The organism is Cellulomonas humilata (genome assembly GCF_030814415.1).
In the GTDB taxonomy this organism is placed as follows: Bacteria; Actinomycetota; Actinomycetes; order Actinomycetales; family Cellulomonadaceae; genus Cellulomonas; species Cellulomonas humilata_A.
Window position 1 is genome coordinate 36,427 of record NZ_JAUSVB010000004.1, and the last position, 22,818, is coordinate 59,244.

Annotated in this window: 21 protein-coding genes; 15 read left to right on the forward strand and 6 right to left on the reverse strand. The window is 72.3% G+C overall.

Features of this window, described 5'->3' with window-relative positions; all coding sequences use genetic code 11:
• Positions 1–21 precede the first annotated feature (21 nt).
• The 10 genes from J2X26_RS14170 (at position 22) to J2X26_RS14215 (ending at position 11,848) form a co-directional block, all read left to right on the forward strand.
• Positions 22–1,035, forward strand: coding sequence for a helix-turn-helix transcriptional regulator (locus J2X26_RS14170; RefSeq protein WP_307493244.1), 1,014 nt, complete (start codon positions 22–24; stop codon positions 1,033–1,035).
• On the forward strand, positions 1,028–1,990 hold the full coding sequence (locus tag J2X26_RS14175; protein WP_307493245.1) for a helix-turn-helix transcriptional regulator: 963 nt from the start codon (positions 1,028–1,030) through the stop codon (positions 1,988–1,990). Before J2X26_RS14170 ends, J2X26_RS14175 begins: the two co-directional genes overlap by 8 nt.
• Before the next feature lie 2 nt (positions 1,991–1,992).
• Complete coding sequence (locus J2X26_RS14180) at positions 1,993–2,316, forward strand: hypothetical protein (RefSeq protein ID WP_307493246.1); 324 nt, start codon at positions 1,993–1,995, stop codon at positions 2,314–2,316.
• A 72-nt stretch (positions 2,317–2,388) separates the two neighbouring features.
• Entirely contained in the window at positions 2,389–2,709 is a 321-nt protein-coding gene (gene tatA / locus J2X26_RS14185) for a Sec-independent protein translocase subunit TatA (RefSeq protein ID WP_307493247.1), read from the forward strand.
• 43 nt (positions 2,710–2,752) lie between these two features.
• Positions 2,753–3,547, forward strand: a complete 795-nt coding sequence (tatC, locus tag J2X26_RS14190) for a twin-arginine translocase subunit TatC (RefSeq protein ID WP_307493250.1) — start codon at positions 2,753–2,755, stop codon at positions 3,545–3,547.
• Positions 3,544–4,458: a diacylglycerol/lipid kinase family protein gene (locus J2X26_RS14195; RefSeq protein WP_307493252.1), complete on the forward strand. Its 915-nt coding sequence runs from the start codon at positions 3,544–3,546 to the stop codon at positions 4,456–4,458. The genes tatC and J2X26_RS14195 overlap by 4 nt, the downstream gene beginning before the upstream one ends.
• A gap of 94 nt (positions 4,459–4,552) precedes the next feature.
• Entirely contained in the window at positions 4,553–7,372 is a 2,820-nt protein-coding gene (locus J2X26_RS14200; protein ID WP_307493254.1) for a DEAD/DEAH box helicase, read from the forward strand.
• Between the two features lie 75 nt (positions 7,373–7,447).
• Complete coding sequence (locus J2X26_RS14205; protein ID WP_307493255.1) at positions 7,448–9,076, forward strand: amidohydrolase; 1,629 nt, start codon at positions 7,448–7,450, stop codon at positions 9,074–9,076.
• A 424-nt stretch (positions 9,077–9,500) separates the two neighbouring features.
• Positions 9,501–11,066, forward strand: a complete 1,566-nt coding sequence (gene lnt / locus J2X26_RS14210) for an apolipoprotein N-acyltransferase (RefSeq protein ID WP_307493256.1) — start codon at positions 9,501–9,503, stop codon at positions 11,064–11,066.
• Positions 11,063–11,848: a polyprenol monophosphomannose synthase gene (locus J2X26_RS14215; protein WP_307493258.1), complete on the forward strand. Its 786-nt coding sequence runs from the start codon at positions 11,063–11,065 to the stop codon at positions 11,846–11,848. The genes lnt and J2X26_RS14215 overlap by 4 nt, the downstream gene beginning before the upstream one ends.
• 42 nt (positions 11,849–11,890) lie before the next feature.
• Here the strand turns inward: J2X26_RS14215 and J2X26_RS14220 are convergent, their stop codons facing one another.
• On the reverse strand, positions 11,891–12,235 hold the full coding sequence (locus tag J2X26_RS14220; protein ID WP_028046368.1) for an RNA polymerase-binding protein RbpA: 345 nt from the start codon (positions 12,233–12,235) through the stop codon (positions 11,891–11,893).
• Between the two features lie 197 nt (positions 12,236–12,432).
• Between J2X26_RS14220 and J2X26_RS14225 the strand changes: the two genes are divergently transcribed.
• On the forward strand, positions 12,433–13,383 hold the full coding sequence (locus J2X26_RS14225; protein WP_307493261.1) for an aldo/keto reductase: 951 nt from the start codon (positions 12,433–12,435) through the stop codon (positions 13,381–13,383).
• Between the two features lie 23 nt (positions 13,384–13,406).
• Here J2X26_RS14225 and J2X26_RS14230 read toward each other — a convergent pair whose 3' ends face one another.
• The 3 genes from J2X26_RS14230 to J2X26_RS14240 all read right to left on the reverse strand — a co-directional run bounded on the left by J2X26_RS14230 (position 13,407) and on the right by J2X26_RS14240 (position 16,764).
• Complete coding sequence (locus tag J2X26_RS14230; protein WP_307493263.1) at positions 13,407–13,913, reverse strand: hypothetical protein; 507 nt, start codon at positions 13,911–13,913, stop codon at positions 13,407–13,409.
• An 89-nt stretch (positions 13,914–14,002) separates the two neighbouring features.
• On the reverse strand, positions 14,003–14,476 hold the full coding sequence (locus J2X26_RS14235; protein ID WP_307493265.1) for a heme-degrading domain-containing protein: 474 nt from the start codon (positions 14,474–14,476) through the stop codon (positions 14,003–14,005).
• On the reverse strand, positions 14,473–16,764 hold the full coding sequence (locus tag J2X26_RS14240) for an LLM class flavin-dependent oxidoreductase (protein WP_307493266.1): 2,292 nt from the start codon (positions 16,762–16,764) through the stop codon (positions 14,473–14,475). The genes J2X26_RS14235 and J2X26_RS14240 overlap by 4 nt, the downstream gene beginning before the upstream one ends.
• 72 nt (positions 16,765–16,836) lie before the next feature.
• On the opposite strand from J2X26_RS14240, the gene J2X26_RS14245 reads away from it, so the two are divergent.
• The 4 genes from J2X26_RS14245 to J2X26_RS14260 all read left to right on the forward strand — a co-directional run bounded on the left by J2X26_RS14245 (position 16,837) and on the right by J2X26_RS14260 (position 20,606).
• A complete protein-coding gene (locus tag J2X26_RS14245) occupies positions 16,837–17,286 on the forward strand; it encodes a helix-turn-helix transcriptional regulator (protein ID WP_307493268.1) in 450 nt (149 codons plus the stop codon).
• Positions 17,287–17,291: 5 nt separating this feature from the next.
• A complete protein-coding gene (locus J2X26_RS14250) occupies positions 17,292–17,702 on the forward strand; it encodes a VOC family protein (protein ID WP_307493269.1) in 411 nt (136 codons plus the stop codon).
• Positions 17,703–17,784: 82 nt separating this feature from the next.
• Entirely contained in the window at positions 17,785–20,148 is a 2,364-nt protein-coding gene (locus J2X26_RS14255; RefSeq protein WP_307493271.1) for an excinuclease ABC subunit UvrA, read from the forward strand.
• Between the two features lie 32 nt (positions 20,149–20,180).
• On the forward strand, positions 20,181–20,606 hold the full coding sequence (locus tag J2X26_RS14260) for an iron chaperone (protein WP_307493273.1): 426 nt from the start codon (positions 20,181–20,183) through the stop codon (positions 20,604–20,606).
• A 318-nt stretch (positions 20,607–20,924) separates the two neighbouring features.
• Here the strand turns inward: J2X26_RS14260 and J2X26_RS14265 are convergent, their stop codons facing one another.
• Together J2X26_RS14265 and J2X26_RS14270 are read right to left on the reverse strand one after the other, a co-directional pair.
• On the reverse strand, positions 20,925–21,926 hold the full coding sequence (locus tag J2X26_RS14265) for a tyrosine-type recombinase/integrase (RefSeq protein WP_307493275.1): 1,002 nt from the start codon (positions 21,924–21,926) through the stop codon (positions 20,925–20,927).
• 306 nt (positions 21,927–22,232) lie between these two features.
• Positions 22,233–22,796 carry a GNAT family N-acetyltransferase gene (locus tag J2X26_RS14270; protein WP_307493277.1) on the reverse strand — a complete coding sequence of 188 codons (564 nt, stop codon included), beginning with the start codon at positions 22,794–22,796 and terminating at the stop codon, positions 22,233–22,235.
• Positions 22,797–22,818 lie beyond the last annotated feature (22 nt).

The window sequence follows — 22,818 nt, forward strand, 5'->3', positions numbered from 1 at the left end:
CGGCCACTACGGTGGTGCTCGATGGCCGCTCAGATCGCCCCCGCAGAGCGCCTGCTCAACCTCGTCATCGCCCTGGTCAACACGGCCGGGCGCATGACGAAGGAGCAGGTGCGCACCAGCGTCGCCGGGTACCAGGAAGCGCCGTCGGACGACGCCTTCGAGCGGATGTTCGAGCGGGACAAGGACACCCTGCGCGACCTCGGCATCCCGATCCTCACGGTGACGGACGCCGGGCACGGTGACGACATCGGCTACCGGGTGGACCTGGACGCGTACGCGCTCCCGCCGCTCGACCTGACCGCCGGTGAGCTCGGTGTGCTCGCGATGGCCGCCCAGGTGTGGCAGGACCAGGCGGTCCTCGCCGACACCAGCCGGGCGCTCACCAAGCTCCGAGCCGTCGGCGACGCCCCCGAGTCGACCGACCTGGTGGCCGGGCTCGCGCCTCGCGTGCGGGCCGGCGGTGGCGCGTTCGGGCCGCTGGTCGACGCGGTGCAGGCGCGGCAGGCCGTCCGGTTCACGTACCGCGCGGCCACCACGGGGGAGGTCCGCGAGCGCACGGTCGAGCCGTGGAAGCTGCTCGCCCGCCGCGGCGGCTGGGTGCTGGTGGGCCGCGACCGGGACCGTGGTGCCAGCCGGTCGTTCCGCCTGAGCCGGATGGAGGGCTCGGTCCGGACGGTCGGCGAGCCGGGCTCGTTCACGGCCCCGTCCGCGGACGAGCTGGCGGACGCGCTGCAGACCTGGGCGAGCGGACCCGAGCGCGTCGCGACCCTCGCGATCCTGCCGGAGCGGGCGAGCGCACCCCGCGCCCGCGCGGTCCCGGCTCCTCCGGACGAGCCGGACTGGTCCGACGACCCCCTCCTGGCCCACCGCGACCTGGTGCACGTGCCGTTCCGCGCCGAGTGGGAGCTCGCGGAGGAGCTGGTGGGGTACGGCGACGCGGTCGTGGTGCTCGCCCCGGCGGGCCTGCGACAGTCGGTCCTGCACCTGCTGCGCACCGCCGCGACCCTCGACCGGGAGGTGGGTACCGATGGCTGAGCGGGCGAGCGACCGGCTCCTGCGGATGCTCGGGATGATCACCTACCTGGACCGCCACGAGGGCGTGCCCGTGGAGGCGATCGCCGAGCAGTTCGGCGTGAGCACCCGCCAGGTCATGGACGACATCGACACGCTCTGGGTCACCGGCACCCCGGGCTACTACCCGCACGACCTCATCGACTTCGACGCGGCGTCCTACGAGCAGGGCGTCGTCCGGCTCACGGAGTCGCGCGGCATGACCCGGCCGCTGCGCCTGGGTGCCCGGGAGGCGGTCGCCCTCGTGGCCGCCCTGCGTGCCGTCGAGGCGGCACTCGGCGACGCCATGGACCCCGAGCGGGCCGCGGTGCTGCGTTCCGCGCTGGCCAAGCTGACGGTCGCCACCGGTGACGCCGCTGCGGCGGTGGACGTGCAGCTCTCGATCGACGCCGCGCCGGACGTCGCGGCGGCGGTCGCGACGGCGCTGCGGCACGGTCGCCGGTTGCACCTGCGGTACGTCAACGCCTCCGACGTGACCACGGAACGGGACGTCGACCCGGTCCGCCTCGTCACCGACGACGAGCGCTCCTACCTGCTCGCGTGGTGCCTGCTGGTGGACGGGGAGCGCCTCTTCCGGGTGGACCGCGTGCTGTCCGCCGAGGTGCTCGACGCCGACGCCGAGGACCACGAGGTCCGGGCGGGCGCCGAGGTGTTCTCGCCGGGCGCCGAGGGCGAGCTGGTGACGCTGCACCTGTCGAGCCGCGCGCGGTGGGTCGCGGAGACCACCCCGGTGGATGCCGTACGCAACCTCGACGACGGCTCGTTCGAGGTCGACGTCCGCGTGGTCCAGCACGCCTGGCTGCGCCACCTGGTGCTGCAGGTGGCCGACGACGTGCTCGAGATCAGACCTGCGCGCATCGCGCAGGAGGTGGCCGCGGCCGCACGAGCTGCGCTGCGTGCGTACGGGGAGATGATCTGACGGTGCTCTGGTTCTCGGTGTGGACCGTCCTCGTCCTCGCGACGCTCGGTGGGGCGTTCCTGCTCGGTCGCAGCCTGTGGCGCTCCTCCGTCGCGCTCCTGCACGAGCTCTCGCGCGCGGCGGACGTCACGGCGCAGCTGGCCGAGCGCATCGACGAGCTCCAGGAGGCCGCGGGGACGCGGGACACCGGTCCGACGCTGTTCGCCGATCGTGCCGTGCTGCAGGCCCGGCTCGACGCGCTGCGTGAGGCGGCGGCCGGGCGCCGGGCGGAGCGCGAGCAGCGGCACGTGGCTACGCGGTTGCGGTGGCAGGCGTACTGGCGGTAGCCGTCTGCACTCCATCCCCAGGTGACGCGGGTACTATCACCCGGTCATCGAGATTCCGACGGAGGACCTGACGTGTTGCGAAACATCAGCGCCTGGCACGTGATCATCGTGGTGCTCGTGGTCGTCCTGCTGTTCGGCGCCAAGCGCCTGCCCGACCTGGCCAAGAGCGTGGGCCAGTCGATGAAGATCTTCAAGCACGAGGTCAAGGACCTGCGGGACGACGACGCCCCCACGGCGACGACGACGACCACCTACCCCCCGGTGGTGGCTCCTTCCGACGTGACTCCCGTCAGCGCACCGCCGGCCGTCCCTCCTGTGGTCGAGCCCCAGTACGTGACCCCGGTCCGGCCCGTCACGGAGCCGTCCGAGGGCAACGCCCCGCCGAAGGCCTGACCCGCACGTGAACGCTCGCCGCGGGGATGAACCCGGCGGCCGGATGCCGCTGCGCGCCCATCTGGTCGAGCTCCGCCGACGTGTCTTCCTCGCCGCGATCGGTGTCGTCGTCGGTGCCGTCATCGGCTGGTTCCTCTACGACCCCGTGTTCACAGCGCTCCAGCGGCCGATCGAGCTCGTCGCCGCGGAGCGCGACGACCTCATCACACTGAACTTCGCGGGCATCGCCACGTCGTTCGACATGCAGGTCAAGGTGTCGTTCTTCCTCGGCATCATTCTGTCGAGCCCCTGGTGGCTGTACCAGTTCTGGGCGTTCGTGACGCCCGGTCTGACGAGACGGGAGCGGGGGTACGCCATCGGCTTCGTGGCTGTCGCCGTGCCCCTCTTCCTCGCAGGCGCGTTCATGGCGTGGTGGGTGCTGCCCAACGCCGTGCGGCTCCTCACCGAGTTCACGCCAACGGGCGCGACCAACATCATCGACGCCCAGACGTACCTCGGCTTCGTCATGCGCATCATGCTCGCGTTCGGGATCGCCTTCCTGCTGCCGATCATCATGGTCGCGCTCAACTTCGCCGGGATCGGCACCGCCGCCACGTGGCGTAAGGGCTGGCGCTGGGCGGTGCTGCTGTCGTTCGTGTTCGCTGCGATCGTGACCCCGACGCCGGACGCGATCACGATGCTCGCGGTCGCCATCCCGATGAGCGCGCTGTACTTCCTGGCGCTCGGCGTCTGCGTCCTGCACGACCGCCGGGTCGACCGCCGGCGGGTGGCCGCGGGCCTGCCGCGGCTGGACGGCACGATGGCCGACGAGCCCGACGCCGCGGCCGGCCCCGCGTGATCCACCTCGGCCTCGTCATCAATCCCACCGCGGGCAAGGGTCGCGGCACGCAGGCCGGTCGCCGGGTGCACGAGCTCCTGCGCTCGCGCGGCCACAAGGTGGAGGACCTCTCGGCGGCCACGCTCGCGCAGGCGACCGACCGGGCGCGCGCCGCGGCGGTCCAGGGGCTCGACGCGCTGGTCGTGGTCGGCGGCGACGGGATGGTGCACCTCGGCGTCAACGTCGTCGCGGGCACCGGCCTGCCGCTCGGCATCGTCGCCGCGGGGACGGGCAACGACATCGCCCGCACGCTCGGTCTCCCGCGCGGCGACACCGAGGCGTCCGTCGCGGCGGTCGAGCACGGCCTGCTGGACGGACCGCGTCGCGTGGACGCCGTCCGCGTCGGTTCACCGGTGCACGCGGCGCACGAGTGGTACCTCGGGGTGCTGTCCTGCGGCTTCGACGCCGCGATCAACGCGCGCGCGAACGAGATGACGTGGCCCAAGGGGTCCGCCCGCTACGTGCGGGCGCTGGCGGCCGAGCTCGGCCGGTTCCGGCCCTACGGCTACCGCGTCACCCTCGACGACTCGGTGTGGGAGTCCGCCGGCACGCTCGTCGCGGTCGCCAACGTCCCGTGGATCGGCGGCGGTCTGAAGATCGCGCCCGACGCGGTCATCGACGACGGGCTGCTCGACGTCGTCGTCGCCGGTCCGTTCACCAAGCCGGGGGTCGTGAAGATCTTCCCGGGCATCTACCAGGGCAAGCACGTCGGCCACCCCTCGGTCGACGTGCTCCGCAGCCGGTCCGTGCTCATCGAGCCGCTCACCGACCTCGGACCCGTCCCGCCGGTCGCGTTCGCGGACGGTGAGCGCGTCGGCCCGCTGCCCCTACGCGTCACCGTCGACCCCGGCGCGCTGTCCGTCCTCTGCTGAGCGCGCCGCGTGATGCGGGCCGGGGCGGTGTGCCTAGGGTGTGCAGGTGGTATCCCGCTCCCGGAGATCCGTCCCGCCGTCCTCGTCACCGAGCGTGAGCACGCCGCCCGCTGAACCCTCACCGGCCGAGCGCTACGCCGCGGCCCGACGCCGGGCCGAGGTCGACCGCAGCGAGCTCGGGCAGTTCCGCGAGCTGCTGGGCTTCCCGCTGGACGAGTTCCAGGTCGACGCCTGCCAGGCACTGGAACGGGGGAGCGGCGTGCTGGTCGCCGCTCCGACCGGCGCGGGCAAGACCGTGGTCGGGGAGTTCGCGGTGCACCTCGCGCTGGCGGCGGGCCGCAAGGCGTTCTACACGACGCCCATCAAGGCCCTGTCCAACCAGAAGTACTCCGACCTGGTCCGTCGCTACGGCGCCGACCGGGTCGGTCTGCTCACGGGCGACACCACGATCAACGGCGACGCACCCGTCGTCGTCATGACCACCGAGGTCCTGCGGAACATGCTGTACGCGGGATCGACGACCCTGCAGGGCCTCGGGTTCGTGGTCATGGACGAGGTGCACTACCTCGCCGACCGGTTCCGGGGACCGGTCTGGGAGGAGGTGATCATCCACCTCACCGACGACGTGCAGCTGGTCTCGCTGTCCGCCACCGTGTCCAACGCGGAGGAGTTCGGCGACTGGCTGGCCACGGTCCGCGGCGACACGACCGTGGTGGTCAGCGAGCACCGGCCGGTCCCGCTGGGCCAGCACGTCCTTGTACGCGGCGACCTGCTGGACCTGTACGCCGGCCACGTGGACCCGACCGCGCCCGGCGTCGACCCGCCGATCAACCCCGACCTGACGCACCTCCTGCGACGCAGCAACCGCGAGGAGGTGGGCCAGCCGCGCCGCGGACCGCGCGACCGTGGCGGTCGGCCGAGGCCCGGCGGCGGGCGTCCCGGGGGAGGTCGTCCGACGCCCCGGTTCGCCGTCGTCGACGCGCTCGACCGCGACGGTCTGCTCCCGGCGATCGTCTTCATCTTCTCCCGCGCCGGGTGCCAGGGGGCCGTCCAGCAGTGCCTTGCCGCCGGGGTCCGGCTGACCACGCCCGCCGAGGTCTCCCAGATCCGCCAGATCGTCGAGGAGCGCTGCGCGGCCGTGCCGCCCGAGGACCTCGACGTGCTCGGCTACTGGGAGTTCAGCGATGCCCTGCAGCGCGGGGTCGCCGCGCACCACGCCGGCATGCTGCCGCTGTTCAAGGAGACCGTGGAGGACCTGTTCTCCCGCGGCCTGGTCAAGGTCGTGTTCGCCACGGAGACGCTCGCGCTCGGCATCAACATGCCCGCTCGGTCCGTGGTCATGGAGAAGCTGGTCAAGTGGGACGGGTCGAACCACGTCGACGTCACGCCGGGGGAGTACACGCAGCTGACCGGGCGCGCGGGCCGGCGGGGGATCGACACGGAGGGCCACGCGGTCGTCGTCGCCCACCCCGGCCTGGACCCGGTGCAGCTGGCGGGGCTGGCGTCCAAGCGGCTGTACCCCCTGCGCTCGAGCTTCCGGCCGACCTACAACATGGCGGTCAACCTGGTCGCGCAGGTGGGGCGGGACCGGGCGCGAGAAGTGCTCGAGACGTCCTTCGCGCAGTTCCAGGCCGACCGGGGCGTGGTCGGCCTCGCGCGGCAGGCACAGGGCCACGCAGAGGCCCTGGAGGGGTACGCCCGCGCGATGGTCTGCCACCAGGGCGACTTCGCGGAGTACGCCGGGCTGCGGCGCCAGATCACGGCCCGCGAGAAGGACCTGACGCGGGCCGAGGCCTCCGCCCGCCGGGCCGAGGTGGCGCGCACGCTCGAGGGTCTGCGCGTCGGCGACGTGCTGGAGATCCCGGTCGGCCGACGGTCCGGTCACGCGGTGGTCATCGACCCGGGTGGCGACGCCGGCTTCGACGGGCCGAAGCCGACCGTGCTCACCGTCGACCGCCAGGTGCGCAAGCTCACCGTCGCGGACGTCGGGACCGGTGTGCGCACGGTGGGCTTCCTGCGCGTGCCGAAGGGCTTCACGGCGCGCGTGCCCGCTGCGCGTCGCGACCTCGCCGCCGCCCTGCGCTCCGCGGTCGGCGCCGGCAGCGGCCCGACCCGCAAGGACCGGCCGAAGGGTGACCGGCGCGCGGCGCAGGACGATGCCGAGATCGCCGCCCTGCGCCGGCAGCTCCGCGCGCACCCGTGCCACAGCTGCCCGGACCGCGAGGAGCACGCCCGCTGGGCGGAGCGCTGGGCCAGGCTGGCCGGCGAGCACGACGCCCTCGTCGCGCGCATCGCCGGCCGGACCGGGTCGATCGCCGCGGTCTTCGACCGCATCTGCGACATCCTGCTGCGGCTCGGCTACCTGTCCACGACGACGGACGACGCCGGCCGGGCCGCGCTGCAGGTCACCGACGACGGGCGCTGGCTGCGCCGGCTCTACGCGGAGAACGACCTGCTCCTGGCCGAGTGCCTGCGCCGCGGCGTCTTCGACGAGCTCGATGCCCCGGGGCTCGCCGCGGCCGTCTCGACGCTCGTGTACCGGTCGCGTCGCGACGACCAGGGCGAGCCGCGCATCCCCGGCGGTCCGAACAGCCGGCTCGGCGTCGCGCTCGACGCGTGCGTCCGTGCCTGGTCCGAGCTGGACGACCTCGAGACCGCGCACAAGGTGGAGACCATCCAGCCGCTCGACGCAGGCCTGGTCGAGGCGGTGCACCGGTGGGCCGCCGGGCGAAGCCTCGACGCCGTGCTCAAGGGCAGCGAGCTCTCGGCGGGGGACTTCGTGCGGTGGTGCAAGCAGGTCATCGACGTGCTCGACCAGGTCTCCCAGGCGGCACCGCACCAGCGGCTGCGGGAGACCGCTCGGCAGGCGGTCGATGCACTGCGGCACGGGGTCGTCGCGTACTCCTCGGTCTGACGTGACGCCCTTCACCCGGGCGCTCGTCCGCTTCCGCACGCTATGTCGGGCTGGGCTGCCCTATCGTGTGCCCCTGTGAGCTCGACCCTGTACCGGCACGGCGTGGTGCACTCCGCCGCCGACCCCTTCGCCGAAGCGCTGCTCGTGGACGACGGCACGGTCGTCTGGATCGGCGCGGACGACACCGCCGACGGCCTCGTGTCGCGCGCCGACGAGGTGGTCGACCTCGACGGCGCGCTGGTCGCACCCGGCTTCGTCGACGCGCACGTCCACGTCCTGGAGACCGGGCTCGCCCTGGAGTCCATCGACCTGTCGCCCGCCGGCGGCGTGCACTCGCTGGCGGACGCGCTCGACGCCGTGCACCGGGCCGCTCGGGACCGGACCACCGAGGCCCCCGTTCTCGGCTTCGGCTGGGACGAGCTGCTCTGGCCCGAGGGCCGGCCGCCCACCCGCGAGGAGCTCGACGCCGCGGCCGGCGGGGCGCCGGTCTACCTCGCGCGCGTCGACGTGCACTCCGCGGTGGTGTCGAGCGCGCTGTCCGCCGCGGCAGGCCTCGACCGGCTCCCGGGCTGGAGCTACGACGGCCGGGTCGAGCGGGACGCCCACCACGCCGCGCGCGACGCCGCCCGCGAGGTGAGCCCCGAGCGACGGACGGCCCTGTACCGGCGCGCCCTCGAGCACGCCGCGGCTCGCGGTGTCGTCTCGGTGCACGAGCACTCGGCGCCGTCCATCGACACCCGGGCCGGGCTGGTCGAGCTCCTCGAGCTCACCGCCGACGCCACCAGCGGGTTGCCGCACCTCGTGGCGTACCGCGGCGAGCAGTGCGTCACGGTCGACGACGCGCGCGAGATCCTCGCGGCGATCCCGGGCCTGACCGGCATCGGCGGCGACCTCAACATCGACGGCTCGCTGGGCTCGCACACCGCTGCCGTCCGGTCGCCGTACACGGACGCGCCGGACAGCACCGGGGTGCTCTACCTGAGCGCCGAGCAGATCTGCAACCACCTCACCGCGGTGACGCGCGCCGGCGTACAGGGCGGGTTCCACGTCATCGGCGACCGGGCGATGGACGAGCTGCTGCTCGGCCTGCGCGCCGCCGTGGACGTCGAGGGTCCCGACGCCATCGCGCGGATGGGGCACCGGCTCGAGCACGCCGAGATGGTCGACGCCCCGACGCTCGCCGCGCTCGTCCTGCTGGGCGTGCGACTCAGCATGCAGCCCGCGTTCGACGCCGCGTGGGGCGGTCCGGGCGGCATGTACGCGACCCGGCTCGGCGCGGGGCGTGCGGCCGCGCTCAACCCCCTCGCCGACCTCGCTGCGGCCGGGGTGCCCCTCGCGTTCGGCTCCGACTCGCCCGTGACCCCGGTGGACCCGTGGGCCGGCGTCCGAGCGGCCGTCCAGCACCGCGCCGTCGACCAGCGGATCTCTGCGAGGGCCGCGTTCCGCGCGTCCACGCGGGGCGGCTGGCGGGTCGCGGGTCTCGACCACACGGGCGCCGGCGAGCTGCGCGTCGGCGCACCGGCCCACCTCGCCGTCTGGCGTGCGGAGAACCTGACCGTGCAGGCCGCCGAGGGGCAGTTCTCGTCCTGGAGCACCGACGCGCGCGCAGGCATCCCGCTGCTGCCCGACCTGGCACCCGACGCTGCGGACCCGGTCTGCCTGCGGACGGTCCGCGGCGGCGTGGTCCTGCACGACATCCTCTGACCGCGGCTCGGAGCGGGTGAAATCTCGGCCGCTCGCCGTCGACCGGATCCGCCCGATTCGACCGGATCCGACGACACGCGCAGCGACACGCCGAGCCGAACCGGTCAGACGGGACCGATGGTGCGCGGATGACCTGCGAGGACGGCTCCCACCTGCACCGACGCGACCTTGACACTCCTGCGGATCTCGGTAGGTTCCTCAGGAGATCCACCGTTGCGGACAGGCATTCGACGACGACGTCGCGAGCGTGTGAGGGCAACGGTTGGGGGAGGGCTCCGACCGGGCCCGCGTGTTCAGTAGACAACGGTCCGTGCGCCTGCACGCCGACCGGTACGAAGGACACGCGGGCCGGTCGGTCGGACCCGTCCGACGGTCGTCACCTCCTACGGACTCGGCCCTCAGCCCGCTGACGTACCCTCCAGTGGTGCCCGCCCGTGAACCCGCCCGATGGTGGACTCTCGTCCTCGCCGTCACGGGTGGCCTGCTCACCCGCCTCGCGTTCCCGGAGCCCGGCTGGTGGGGCACGGCCTTCCTCGGCGTCGCCCTCCTGTACCTGGCCCTGCGCCGCGACAGCGCGCGCTGGAACGCCCTGGTCGGGTTCGTGTGGGGGCTCACGTTCTTCCTGCTGCTGATCACCTGGGCCGACGAGGCCGTCGGGCTGGTGCCGTGGCTCGCGCTCAGCACGCTCGAGGCGGCGTACTTCGCGCTCCTCGGCGCCGCCTGGAGCTGGGCGCGGCGGGGCAACGCGGTCTGGCGGAGCGTGGGCCTGCAGGTGGTCGTCTTCACGATCCTGTTCGTCGCGACCGAGGAGTTCGCCGCGGCCTGGCCCTTCGGAGGCTTCCCGTGGGGCCGGCTGGCGTTCTCCCAGGCCGACTCGCCCCTCGCCGCGCTCGCCTCCCTGGGCGGGACGCCGCTGCTCACCGGGGCCGTCGTGGCCGTCGGCGTGCTGCTGGCCCGGATCATGCTGGCTGCCCGCCGGCTGGAGATCGGCCGCCTGGTCGTCGCGACAGCCGTCGTCGGAGGTGTGCTGGTGGTGAGCATGCTGATCCCGCTCGACACGCAGGCGCAGACCGGCGGCCTGCGCGTGGGCGCCGTCCAGGGCAATGTGCCCGGGATCGGGCTCGACGCGTTCGGGCAGCGGCAGGCCGTCCTGAACAACCACGTCACCGGCACGCTCGCGCTGCTGGACCAGGTGGAGCCCGGCGAGCTCGACATCGTCCTGTGGCCGGAGAACGGCACGGACATCGACCCACAGGCCGACCAGACGGCGGCGGAGCTCATCGACGGAGCCGCGCAGGCCGTCGACGCGCCCATGCTCGTCGGGACCGTCGAGTACCCGCCGAGCGGCGGGCGCTACAACACGGCGGTCCTGTGGGAGCCCGGCGTGGGCGTCACCGCGACGTACACCAAGCAGCACCCGGCACCGTTCGCCGAGTACATCCCTATCCGCTCGTTCGTCCGGCAGTTCTCGTCGGCGGTGGACCTGGTGACGCGCGACATGCTCCCGGGCACCAAGCCCGGCTACATCCCGCTCGAGTCCGAGCGGCTCGGTCGGACCGTCGGCATCGGCGACGTCATCTGCTTCGAGGTCGCCTACGACGGCATCGTGCGGGAGGCCGTCCGTGCCGGGGGAGAGGTTCTTGTGGTCCAGACGAACAACGCGTCCTTCGGGGTCTCCGACGAGTCCACGCAGCAGCTGGCGATGTCGCGCATCCGCGCCATCGAGCACGGCCGGGCGACCGTGCAGATCTCGACGGTCGGCGTCAGCGCGGTCATCGAGCCCAACGGGGTGGTCACCCAGCAGACCGGCCTCTTCACCGCGGAGCAGATGGTGGCTACCCTTCCTCTGCGCGACACGCTGACGCCCGCAACGCGGCTGGGCTCGTGGCCCGCATGGATCATCGACGCCCTCGCGGTGTGCGTGGTGCTCGCCGGTGCAGCCGGGGCTCACCGGGTGCGCCGCGCCGACCGGATCGAGACAGCCGTATGACCGACGCCCTGTCGCGGGTGCTCGTCGTCGTCCCGACGTACAACGAGCGCGAGAACCTGCCCGGCGCACTGGACCGCCTGCGCACCTACGTCCCGGACGCCGACGTCCTCGTCGTCGACGACGGCTCACCGGACGGGACCGGCGAGCTCGCCGAGAAGATCGCCGAGTCCGAGTCGACCGAGTCCGGAGGTGCCGACGGCTCCCGCCGCATCCACGTCCTGCACCGCGCGGGCAAGCTCGGGCTGGGCACCGCGTACGTGGCGGGGTTCGGCTGGGCCCTGGAGCGCGGGTACGACGTGGTCGTCGAGATGGACGCCGACGGCTCGCACCGGGCGCAGGACCTCCCGCTGCTGCTGGCGGCCCTCACCAACGCCGATCTCGTGCTGGGCTCCCGGTGGGTGCCGGGTGGGAGCGTGCTCAACTGGCCGGTCAGTCGCCACGTGCTCTCCCGCGGCGCGAACACGTACACGCGGATCATCCTCGGCATCCCGCTGCGCGACGCGACGGGCGGCTTCCGCGCGTACCGCGCGGAGCTGCTCGGGCAGCTGGGCCTGGACGACGTGGCGTCCCAGGGCTACTGCTTCCAGGTGGACATGGCCTGGCGTGCGGTCCGCACGGGCGCGCGCGTGGTGGAGGTTCCGATCACGTTCGTCGAGCGGGAGCTCGGCCAGAGCAAGATGAGCCGCGCCATCGTCGTCGAGGCGCTGTTCAGCGTGACCCGGTGGGGGATAGCAGAACGCTCCCGCCGTGTGGCGGGAGCGTTCCGTCGATCTGGGGGCTGACGCCCCACAAGCGCAGCGCCGGTAGGCGCCTCGCTGTGTGGCTCAGGCGCTGCGACGCAGCTTGCCCGACCGGAGCAGGTCCAGGCGCTCGTCGAGGAGCTCCTGGAGCTCACCGACCGTGCGGCGCTCGAGCAGCATGTCCCAGTGGGTGCGCGGCGGCTTGCCGGCCTTCACCTCGGGGCGGGATGCGTCGCGGAGCAACGCCTCCTCGCCGCAACGGCACTCCCACACCACCGGGACGTCGGCCTCGACCGAGAACGGCAGGATGATGGTGTGCCCGTTGGGACAGTCGTAGTGAGCCTGGAGACGGGGGGCGAACTCGACGCCATCTTCCGTCTCCATGCTGTGGGACCCGATGCGCATGCCGCGCAGGGACCGGTTTGCCATCTGGGGAACCTCCGTGCCGTTGTACGGCCGTCGAGAGTGAGAACTTCCACCGATGTCAACGGTGGTCGCCCCTCCAGTGTTCCAGGAGGACGTGAAGGTCTCGTGAATGCACCTGGTGTGCGGGGGAGAGGCTTAGGGTTGCCCGGGTGAGCAATTCGACCTCTTCCGTCCCTCCAGCCTCTCGCACCGGCGCCGAGATGTCTTTTCGACAGCTCGGTGTCAGCGGTCTCGTCGTCTCCGTCGCAGGTCTCGGGTGCAACACGTTCGGAGCAACGCTCCCGCCGCAGGACGTCCCCGCGCTGGTCGCAGCGGCGCTCGATGCGGGCATCACGTTCTTCGACACCGCGGACGTGTACGGCGGCGTCCCGGGCCAGAGCGAGGAGCTGTTGGGCGCCGCCCTGGCGGGACACCGCGACGACGTGGTGATCGCGACCAAGTTCGGCATGGACACCGGGGGGCTGAACGGTCCCGACTGGGGCGTGCGGGGGTCCCGTCGCTACGTGCGACGTGCGGTCGAGAGCTCCCTGCTCCGGCTGGGTACCGATCACGTCGACCTCTTCCAGATGCACGCCCCCGACCCCGTGACGCCGATCGAGGAGACGCTCGCCGCCCTGCACGAGCTCGTCGTCGAGGGCAAGGTCCGGTACATCGGCTCGTCGAACTTCGCGGCGTGGCAGGTGGTGGACGCGGACTGGAGCGCTCGCACCGCCGGCGCGACGCCGTTCGTGTCCGCGCAGAACCGGTACAACCTGCTCGACCGCAGCGCGGAGGCCGAGCTGGTGCCGGCAGCCGAGCAGGTGGGTGTCGGGCTCATCCCGTTCGTGCCCCTCGCGTCGGGCCTGCTGACCGGCAAGTACCGGCGTGGCCAGGCCGCACCGGACGGGACGCGGCTCACCCGGATGCCCGACCGGCTGGCGCGGGCCGACTTCGACCGGATCGAGGCGCTGGACGCACTGGCCGGCGAGTGGGGCATCGACCTGCCGACCCTGGCGCTCGGTGGGCTCGCGGCGCAGCCCGCCGTGGCGACCGTCATCGCGGGTGCGCGCACGCCCGAGCAGCTGCGCGCGAACGTCGCCTCGATCGCCTGGGAGCCCACCCTCGAGCAGCTCGCCGCGATCGACGAGGCCGCGCCCGGTCCGTCGGCCTGACGCCGGGTCGTCGGCACCGGCGCTCACCACTCGAGCACGCGCGCCCGGCTCTCGCCGATCGCCACGATCGCCCAGAGGCGGACCCCCGCGTCGTCCGCGGCGTCGCGCAGCACCGGGACCCACTGCGCCTCGTATCCGCCGAGGTCACCACCTGCCGCACGCACGAGCCCGACGACCACCGACCCACCCGGGGCGTCCGAGCGCAGGACCGAGTCGAGGACGGCGACGAGCCGGCGAGCGACTGCGCGGTCGGCGCGCATCGGCACGTCCACGATGGGCAGCACGAGGGGGATGGTCCGGTCCTGAGCGTCGAGCAGGACGAACCAGAGAGCCGGTGACCCGGCGCGATCGGGTCCGACGAGGTCGAGCAGGACTGCCAGGGCGTCGGTGCCGGAACGCAGCGCGACGCCCGGCGGGTCGGGCAGCTCGTGGACGGGCCCGTCGATCCCGAGATCAGCCGGGAAGGCGTCCCACAGGTCGTCCTCGTCGCTGTCGTCCCAGTCCTCGTCGAACCACCCGTGCTCCGTCATGCCCACAGGCTCGGGCGCGCACGGCGACCGTGGCGTCGGGCACCGACGATCTGTGCGCGATCACCGCGCGCGACGAGACTGTGGGCGGCTCAGGCGAGGTGCGCGGTGAGCGCCTCGACGACGAGTGCGTGGTCGTCGGCCTGGGGGAGACCGGACACCGTCACCACCCCCACGATGCCGACGTCGCGGACACGCACCGGGAAGGCGCCACCGTGCGCGGCGAACTGCTGCAGCGGCAGGTCGTGCTGCGCCGCGAACGTGGTGCCCTTGGCCGTGGCGCGCAGACCGACGAGGTACGACGACGCCCCGAACCTCTCCACGACCCGGACCTTGCGCTCGACCCAGCTGTCGTTGTCGGGCGTCGTCCCGGGGCGTGCCGCGTGGAAGAGCTGCTGGGTCCCGCGGCGGATGTCGACGGTGACCGGCAGGTCACGCTCCTGGGCCAGCTCGACGAGCAGGCAGCCGAGGCGCCAGGCGTCGTCGTTGGTGAACGTGGCGAACACGAGGTCGTGCTCCTGCTGCTCGACGTGCGCGATGACGCCGTCGATGTCGTCTGTGCTCATGTCGTCATCGTGGCACGGGCCTCGTCAGGCGTCGGCGCGACGCCGAAGTTGCCGTCGAACACGTGGTCCGGGTCGTAGAGGGACTTGAGCCGTCCGATGCGGGCGAGGGTGTCGGGCGGGAAGGCCTCGGCGAGCCGGTCGGGGGACTGGTTCGTCTCGAAGCTGAGGTAGACGCCGTTCAGGTGCGATGCGAGCCGCTCCCACCACGCGTCGATCCTCGCGCGGCGGCTGCCGCGGGCGGACGCCAGCAGGGAGAAGTTCTGGGTCCGGTGGGCGTAGGCGGTCGCCGCCGGGTCGACGTCGTTCACCGCGCCGCCGACCGCCCTGAGCTGCAGCATGTCGGCGTCACCTGTGGCCAGGAGCTCGGCGAGCAGCGCGGCGAGCTCGGGCGTCACGTGCTCGACCAGGCCGCCGCGGCTGGCGGGCGCCGAGCCACCCGTGTGCTCGCCGTGGTGGGCGGCCACCGTCGCGGCGTACGGCACCAGCTGGGCCTGCTGCTGCAGAACGGGCGCCAGGTCGAGGAACCGCTCCAGCGCGACGACGGCCGCCTCGGTGTCGTCGTCCGCCCAGACGATGATCGTGTAGCCGACGGCGGGGTCGTGGCCGCGGGCCGGGACCAGGCTGAGGAAGCTGGTGAGCTCGCGCGGCGACGACTCCACGAGCTCCGCCCAGGCCTGCACGAACGACGCCGCGTCGGTCGCGTCGAAGATGATCGTCGCGTGGACGACGTTGCCGACCTCGGCCGCCTCGATCTCCACCGCCGTGAGGATGCCGAAGTTGGCACCCGCGCCGCGCACGGCCCACAGCAGGTCGGGCTCGTGCTCCGCGTCGGTCCGCACGAGACGCCCGTCCGCGAGGACCAGCTCGGCCGCGACGACGTGGTCGAGCGTGAGCCCGTACGACCGTCCGAGGAAGCCCTGCCCGCCCGCGGTCACCAGGCCGCCGACGCCGACGTCCCCGTAGTCGCCGGAGCTGATGGCCAGCCCGTGCGGGGACAGCGCGGCAGCCACGTCGCCCCAGCGGGCGCCCGCACCGAGGCGGACGAGGCCCTGCTCGCGGTCGAGCACCTCGACGGTGTCGAGCGCGCCGACGTCGATGACGATGCCTCCGTCGTTGGTGGACCGGCCGCTGATCCCGTGCCCACCGCTGCGCACCGCGAAGGGCACGTGCTGTGCCCGGGCGAACGCCACCGCGTCGCTGACAGCCTCGGCGTCCTGCGGTCGCAGGACCAGCCCGGGGGAGCCCGCGTAGAGGTACGTCGACCGCACGCTGCCGTACTGGCGGTCGCCGGGTTCCACGGCGGTCGCGACGAGCGACGCGGGCAGGCCGTCGTAGTCGATGCCGGGTCGCCGCTTGGCCAGGGAGGCCACGGGCCGGACGGTGCCCGTCGCGGTCCCGGCCGAGGCCCGCGCGGCCGTGACGGCGTCGCGCAGGGCGGGTGCGACCTCCTCGCCGAACCGCGCGATGGTCGTGGGGTCGTCGCTGCCCAGGATGAACGTCGAGATGCCGTCCTCGAGGACCAGGGGGAGCAGGTCCTCGACCCACCGCTCGGCCGGTCCCTGGAGGAAGCCGGCGCCCGAGAACGACCCGCCCCCGAGGTTCAGCAGGCGTCGGACCTCGCGCGGGTCCCGGCCGGCCGCCTCCGCCGACTCGTCGATCCGCGCGTTCCCCGCGGCCAGGTCGCCGTCCTTCAGGTAGCCCAGGCTCGGCAGCCAGCCGTCGGCATTGCGGCCCACGAGGCCGAGCATCCGCGGCTTGTACGCGCCGAGCCAGATCGGGATGTCGTGGGCGGGCGTCGGACCTCGCTTGGCGCCGTCGACCCGGTGGTACGTCCCGTGGACCCGCAGCGGGGCCCGCTCGTTCGTGTCCCAGATGCCACGGATGATGTCGATGGCCTCGTCGAGCGCGTCGACGCCCTGACCGGGCGTCAGCCGCGGGGAGCCCATGGCGACGATGGCGTCCCAGAACGCGCCGGAGCCGAGCCCCAGCGCGAACCGGCCGCCCGAGAGCAGGTCGAGGCTCGCGGCCGCACGCGCGAGGACGGCGGGCGGGCGCAGCGGGAGGTTGAGCACGTTCCCGGCGACCTGGATGCGGTCCGTCGACGCGGCGACCCAGGACAGCAGGGTCCACGTGTCGAGGAACGCGGGCTGGTACGGGTGGTCCTGGAACGTCACGAGGTCCAGCCCGGCGCGCTCGCTGGTCTGTGCCAGCGAGACGACCTGCTGGGGGTTCTTCGCAGCCGGCGTCAGGAAGGTGCCGAGCACGAGATCGTGGCCGTAGTCAGGCATCCGTCGTCCCCCCTCATGGTTGATTCTTCAACTATACCCGCCGACTGAGCGCAGCGTGGCACGATCGTGCGAGTGAGCAGCACGCCCGCCTCGGCCCAGCACCTGAGCGACCTCGCGCGCCTACGACGGGTGCGGGACCGGATCGACCGCGAGTACGCCCAGCCGCTGGACGTCGAGGCGCTCGCGCGGGGTGCGCACATGTCGGCCGGGCACCTCAGCCGCGAGTTCCGCCGCGCCTACGGCGAGTCCCCGTACGCCTACCTCATGACCCGTCGTATCGAGCGGGCGATGTCGCTGCTCCGTCGCGGCGACCTGAGCGTCACGGAGATCTGCTTCGCCGTCGGGTGTTCCTCGCTCGGCACGTTCAGCACCCGCTTCACCGAGCTGGTCGGCGTGCCCCCGAGCGTCTACCGCCGTGAGCACGCCGGCGTGACCGAGGGGATGCCGTCGTGCGTCGCCAAGCAGGTCACCAGACCGGTCAGGAATCGAGAAGCGCGGACCCCCGAGCCGCACCTAGCGTGACTGTCATGGACATCGCCCTGCACTACGCCTTCCTCCCGCACGACGACCCGGACGCCGCCTTGGCGTTCTATCGGGACGCCCTCGGCTTCCAGGTCCGCAACGACGTCGGCTACAACGGCCTGCGCTGGATCACGGTCGGCCCCGCCGACCCGTCGGCGCCGGCGATCGTCCTGCACCCGCCCGCGGCCGAGCCCGGGCTCACCGACGACGAGCGCCGCACGATCGTCGAGATGATGGCGAAGGGCAGCTACGCCGCCATCACCCTGGCCACGCACGACCTCGACGAGGTCTTCGCGCGGCTCGAGGCCAGCGGCGCCGAGGTCGTCCAGGAGCCGACCGACCAGCCGTACGGCGTGCGCGACTGCGCCTTCCGGGACCCGTCGGGCAACCTGCTGCGCATCAACGAGCTCACCTGAGAGATCACGCGACACTGCTGAGATCGACAGAGTTGCTGCTGACGGAGGCCTCGACCGCCTCCGCCCCACAGATGGAGCCCTGATGAGCACGGACACGCACCCCGCCGACAGCCACGACCTGATCCGGGTGCACGGCGCGCGGGAGAACAACCTCAAGAACATCAGCGTCGAGATCCCGAAGCGTCGGCTGACCGTGTTCACGGGGGTCTCCGGCTCGGGCAAGAGCTCGTTGGTGTTCGACACGATCGCGGCTGACTCGCAGCGGATGATCAACGAGACGTACAGCGCGTTCGTCCAGGGCTTCATGCCGACGCTGGCGCGGCCGGACGTGGACGTCCTCGACGGCCTGACGACTGCGATCATCGTCGACCAGGAGCGCATGGGCGCGAACCCGCGCTCCACCGTCGGCACCGCCACGGATGCCAACGCGATGCTGCGGATCCTGTTCAGCCGCCTCGGCACCCCGCACATCGGCTCGCCCCAGGCGTTCTCGTTCAACGTCGCCTCGATCAGCGGCGCCGGTGCCGTCACCATCGAACGGGCCGGCCGCGAGACGAAGGAGCGGCGCAGCTTCAGCATCCTCGGCGGGATGTGCCCCCGGTGCGAGGGCCGCGGCTCGGTCAACGACATCGACCTCACGCAGCTGTACGACGCGAGCCTGTCGCTCAACGAGGGTGCACTGACGATCCCCGGCTACAGCATGGACGGCTGGTACGGCCGGATCTTCCGGGGCTGCGGCTTCTTCGACCCCGACAAGCCGATCGCGAAGTACACCAAGCGGGAGCTCGACGCCCTGCTCTACAAGGAGCCCACCAAGATCCAGATCGAGGGCATCAACCTCACCTACGAGGGCCTGATCCCGCGGCTCCAGAAGTCCTACCTCGCCAAGGACGTCGAGGCGCTCCAGCCGCACATCCGGGCCTTCGTCGAGCGTGCGGTCACGTTCTCGACCTGCCCCGAGTGCGACGGCACCCGGCTGAGCAAGGAAGCCCGCTCGTCGACCATCGAGGGCAAGAGCATCGCCGACGTCTGTGCGATGCAGATCAGCGACGTCGCCGACTGGGTCCGCGGGCTGGACGAGCCGTCGGTCGCGCCTCTGCTGGCCGGGCTGCAGCTCCTGCTGGACTCGTTCACCGACATCGGGCTGGGCTACCTGTCGCTCGACCGGTCGTCGGGGACGTTGTCCGGGGGAGAGGCGCAGCGCACCAAGATGATCCGGCACCTCGGCTCGTCGCTGACCGACGTCACCTACGTCTTCGACGAGCCGTCCATCGGTCTGCACCCGCACGACATCCAGCGGATGAACCAGCTGCTGCTGCAGCTGCGGGACAAGGGCAACACCGTGCTCGTCGTCGAGCACAAGCCGGAGATGATCACGATCGCGGACCGCGTCGTCGACCTCGGCCCGGGCGCCGGGACAGCCGGCGGCACGGTCTGCTTCGAGGGCACGGTCGAGGACCTGCGCACCAGCGGCACCCTGACCGGCAAGCACCTCGACGACCGCGCCTCGGTGAAGGGCGAGGTCCGGTCACCGTCCGGCGCGCTCGAGATCCGCGGCGCGACGGCCAACAACCTGCGCGACGTCGACGTCGACATCCCGCTCGGCGTCCTCGTCGTCATCACCGGGGTCGCTGGGTCCGGCAAGAGCTCGCTCGTGCACGGCTCGATCCCCGCGGGCGACGGTGTCGTGTCGATCGACCAGGGCGCCATCCGCGGCTCGCGCCGGAGCAACCCGGCGACCTACACCGGGCTGCTCGAACCCGTCCGCAAGGCGTTCGCCAAGGCCAACGGCGTGAAGCCGGCCCTGTTCAGCGCCAACTCCGAGGGTGCGTGCCCCGCGTGCAACGGTGCGGGCGTCATCTACACGGACCTCGCGATGATGAGCGGCGTCGCCACCGTGTGCGAGGTGTGCGAAGGAAAGCGTTTTCAGGCGTCGGTCCTGGACTACCACCTGGGCGGCCGCGACATCAGCGAGGTGCTCGCGATGTCCGTCACCGAGGCGGAGGAGTTCTTCGGGGCGGGGGAGGCCCGGACGCCGGCGGCGCACGCGGTGCTCGCGCGGCTCGTCGACGTCGGGCTCGGGTACATCAGCCTCGGCCAGCCGCTCCCGACACTGTCGGGTGGCGAGCGGCAGCGGCTCAAGCTGGCGACGCACATGGGGGAGAAGGGCACGGTCTACGTGCTCGACGAGCCCACGACCGGCCTGCACCTCGCCGACGTCGAGAACCTGCTCGGCCTGCTCGACCGCCTGGTCGACTCGGGGAAGTCGGTCATCGTGATCGAGCACCACCAGGCGGTCATGGCACACGCCGACTGGATCATCGACCTGGGTCCGGGCGCCGGCCACGACGGCGGCCTGGTCGTCTTCGAGGGGACCCCCGCCGACCTCGTCGCCACCCGACCCACCCTGACCGGCGAGCACCTCGCCGCCTACGTCAGCGTCTGACCAGAGATCTGACCACGAGAAGGGATCTGACCATGGCAGAGAGCAAGAAGGCCGGAGCATTCACCGAGGAAGAGCGCGACGCGATGAAGGAGCGCGCCAAGGAGACCCGCCGAGCATCGAAGGCGGCCGACGGCGAGCAGGACCTCCTCGCGAAGATCGCCGAGATGAGCGAGGCCGACCGCGTGCTGGCCGAGCGCATCCACGCCATCGTCACCGAGACGGCGCCGGAGCTCGCACCCAAGACCTGGTACGGCCAGCCCGCCTACGCCAAGGACGGCAAGGTCGTCGTGTTCTTCCAGGCGGCCTCGAAGTTCAAGACCCGGTACGCGACGCTCGGCTTCAGCGAGGACGCGAACCTCGACGACGGCACCATGTGGCCGACGTCGTTCGCCGTGGTCTCCTTGACGGACGCCGATGAGAAGCGGATCACGGAGCTGGTGAAGAAGGCCGTCGGCTGACGTCGGTCGGTGCGCTCCCGGACGAGGGCCAGTACGCACGGGCGTCCTCAGGTACAGCCCGAAGACGCCTACGCTGTGTCCTCTCTCAGCGAGGGTCGACAGCGGTGCCAGCTCGTCGTCGAGCGGGTAGTCCGGGTGCCAGAGATCAGTGCAGGCGGGTGACCGGGCGACGATCCGTCGCGCCTCGCTCGGCGTGAGCAGGTGCAGCACCAACCGAGCGCTGTCGACGTCCACGCTCCGACGGTTCCATGCGTCGCGAGCCACGGGCGAGCAGATACTGCTGTCGCACGTCGCGGGGTGGACGAGCAGCACAGACGCCTACTGGCTACGAGCTCGCAGAACCTGCCGGGCGGGGGAGAGGAGGGCTGCGTCGCGGACGTCGGCCGCTGTGGCCTTCACGTAGATGCCGGTGGTCTTGAGGTCCTCGTGGCCCAGCAGCGCCTGCACCGCGGGCGCCGGCACGCCGGAGCGGATCAGTCCTTTGGCGTAGGTGTGCCGAAAGCCGTGCGCGGATTCACCTTCCTGCTTCGGAACCCCGGAGCGTGCGATCCAGCCGTCGACCAGGTGCCGCAGGGCGCCACGCGTGAGCGGCACGCCGTCGGCGCGACGGAGCAAGGGCGAGGTGGCGGGCATCGTGCCGAACCGTGCCGTGCGCTCCTGGAGATACGCCTCGACGAACGTGATCGCCTCCGGTGGCACGGGGACGATGCGCTGCCGGTTGCCCTTCCCGATGACCGACATGACGACCTCGCCGCCGGAGTCGCGCCGGAGGGACTGCTCGGTGATGGCGCACAGCTCGGCCGCGCGGACGCCGGTGGTGGACAGGAGGGCGAACGTCGCGTGCTCCAGCGCCGGCCAGCGGCGGGCGTGAGCCTTGCGCTCCTCCCACACCGACTCGGCGAGCCGCTCGAGCTCGTCGTCGTTCCAGCCGGCGGGCAACCGCACGGGCCGCTCGGGCGCCTCGATGCGCAGCGTCGGGTCGACGCCCAGGTGCCCTTCGAGCTGGAGCCAGTGGCACAGCAGGCGCAGGGTGCCGACCCGGCGCTGCGTGGTGCTGACGGCTTCCTGGAGACGGATGACGCGGTACGCGTTCTTGATCTGCGTCTCGGTCAGGTCGTCGACCAGCACGACGGTCAGCGGGGCAGGGTCGTCCGGAGTGGGCTTGTCGCCGAGCCGTCCGGTCTGGCGGGCGATGACGGTGGCCCACACGACGATGTCGCGGCGGTAGTTCTCCCGCGAGCTCTCGGTCAGGCCGCGGCGCGTGAGGGTCGCGCGGTCGATGAGGAACTGGTCGACGACCTCGCTCAGCGGAACACCCATGCAGCGCACGGTAGGTCGGCTCAGCCGGGGCCTGGCGGAGCCGCGCCGCAGTTCTCGCACATAGTCGCGGCCGCCTGACCGTCATCGTGCTGGCAGCTGCGACAGGAGCCGACGACCTGGGCCGGGACGACGACGCCTGCAACCTCTCGTCGCCACCGCCCGCTGGACGCCGACAACCACAACGTCGCTGGTGGACCAGCGGGACGAGGGTGGTGCAGCGCCGGGGCGGCGCCAGAGGCGTGAACGCGAGGGTTCCATGTTTCTCGCATAGTGCCGCCTATGTGCGCAAAGCCAGGGTTTCCGCGCTCAGAAGGGGTCACCGTCCACGGACGGGCGCCACGGGTCGCCGTACTCCACCGGAGCATCCGCCCGGAGCAGCAGGCCGACACCGCCGCGAAACCGGACGGTGTGGAACTTCTCGGCCCGGACGACCTCGACGAAGCCCCAGGCCCGGTGCAGGTCGATCGACGCGAGGTTCTGAGCGTTCACCACGTACCAGGCGCACGGCGCGCGACGGAAGATCCAGCTCATCCGGACGCCCGTCAGCGTCGACGCGATCCCGCGGCGACGCCACCGTGGGTCGACGGTGAGACCGCCGAGGTACTGACCGGCCTCGGCGGGCCCGAAGCTCCAGTCCCACCAGTGGGTCTTGGCCCAGCCGACCACCTCGTCGCCGGCGACGGCCACGACGACGAGGCGTTGCGGATCGGCGATCGCGGCGGCCATCGCGTCCGGCGAGCTCGTGGTGTGCCGCACCGTCGACTCCAGGTCGGCGAGCGTCGCAGCATCGTCGTCGGACGCCGCCCGGATCACGACCTGGGCATCGGCCCGTCCGTGGTCGTGCGGTCGGTACGGGGCGAAGTCGGCCACAACCCATTGTGGAGCAGTCCCT

Excerpts from the sequence above, each read along its gene's own strand:
- J2X26_RS14170 (WP_307493244.1), top strand. The coding sequence starts at position 22 with ATGGCCGCTCAGATCGCCCCCGCAGAGCGCCTGCTCAACCTCGTCATC.
- J2X26_RS14175 (WP_307493245.1), top strand. The coding sequence starts at position 1,028 with ATGGCTGAGCGGGCGAGCGACCGGCTCCTGCGGATGCTCGGGATGATC.
- tatC (WP_307493250.1), top strand. The coding sequence starts at position 2,753 with ATGCCGCTGCGCGCCCATCTGGTCGAGCTCCGCCGACGTGTCTTCCTC.
- J2X26_RS14215 (WP_307493258.1), top strand. The coding sequence starts at position 11,063 with ATGACCGACGCCCTGTCGCGGGTGCTCGTCGTCGTCCCGACGTACAAC.
- J2X26_RS14220 (WP_028046368.1), bottom strand. The coding sequence starts at position 12,235 with ATGGCAAACCGGTCCCTGCGCGGCATGCGCATCGGGTCCCACAGCATG.
- J2X26_RS14225 (WP_307493261.1), top strand. The coding sequence starts at position 12,433 with ATGTCTTTTCGACAGCTCGGTGTCAGCGGTCTCGTCGTCTCCGTCGCA.
- J2X26_RS14230 (WP_307493263.1), bottom strand. The coding sequence starts at position 13,913 with ATGACGGAGCACGGGTGGTTCGACGAGGACTGGGACGACAGCGACGAG.
- J2X26_RS14235 (WP_307493265.1), bottom strand. The coding sequence starts at position 14,476 with ATGAGCACAGACGACATCGACGGCGTCATCGCGCACGTCGAGCAGCAG.
- J2X26_RS14240 (WP_307493266.1), bottom strand. The coding sequence starts at position 16,764 with ATGCCTGACTACGGCCACGATCTCGTGCTCGGCACCTTCCTGACGCCG.
- J2X26_RS14250 (WP_307493269.1), top strand. The coding sequence starts at position 17,292 with ATGGACATCGCCCTGCACTACGCCTTCCTCCCGCACGACGACCCGGAC.
- J2X26_RS14255 (WP_307493271.1), top strand. The coding sequence starts at position 17,785 with ATGAGCACGGACACGCACCCCGCCGACAGCCACGACCTGATCCGGGTG.
- J2X26_RS14260 (WP_307493273.1), top strand. The coding sequence starts at position 20,181 with ATGGCAGAGAGCAAGAAGGCCGGAGCATTCACCGAGGAAGAGCGCGAC.
- J2X26_RS14265 (WP_307493275.1), bottom strand. The coding sequence starts at position 21,926 with ATGGGTGTTCCGCTGAGCGAGGTCGTCGACCAGTTCCTCATCGACCGC.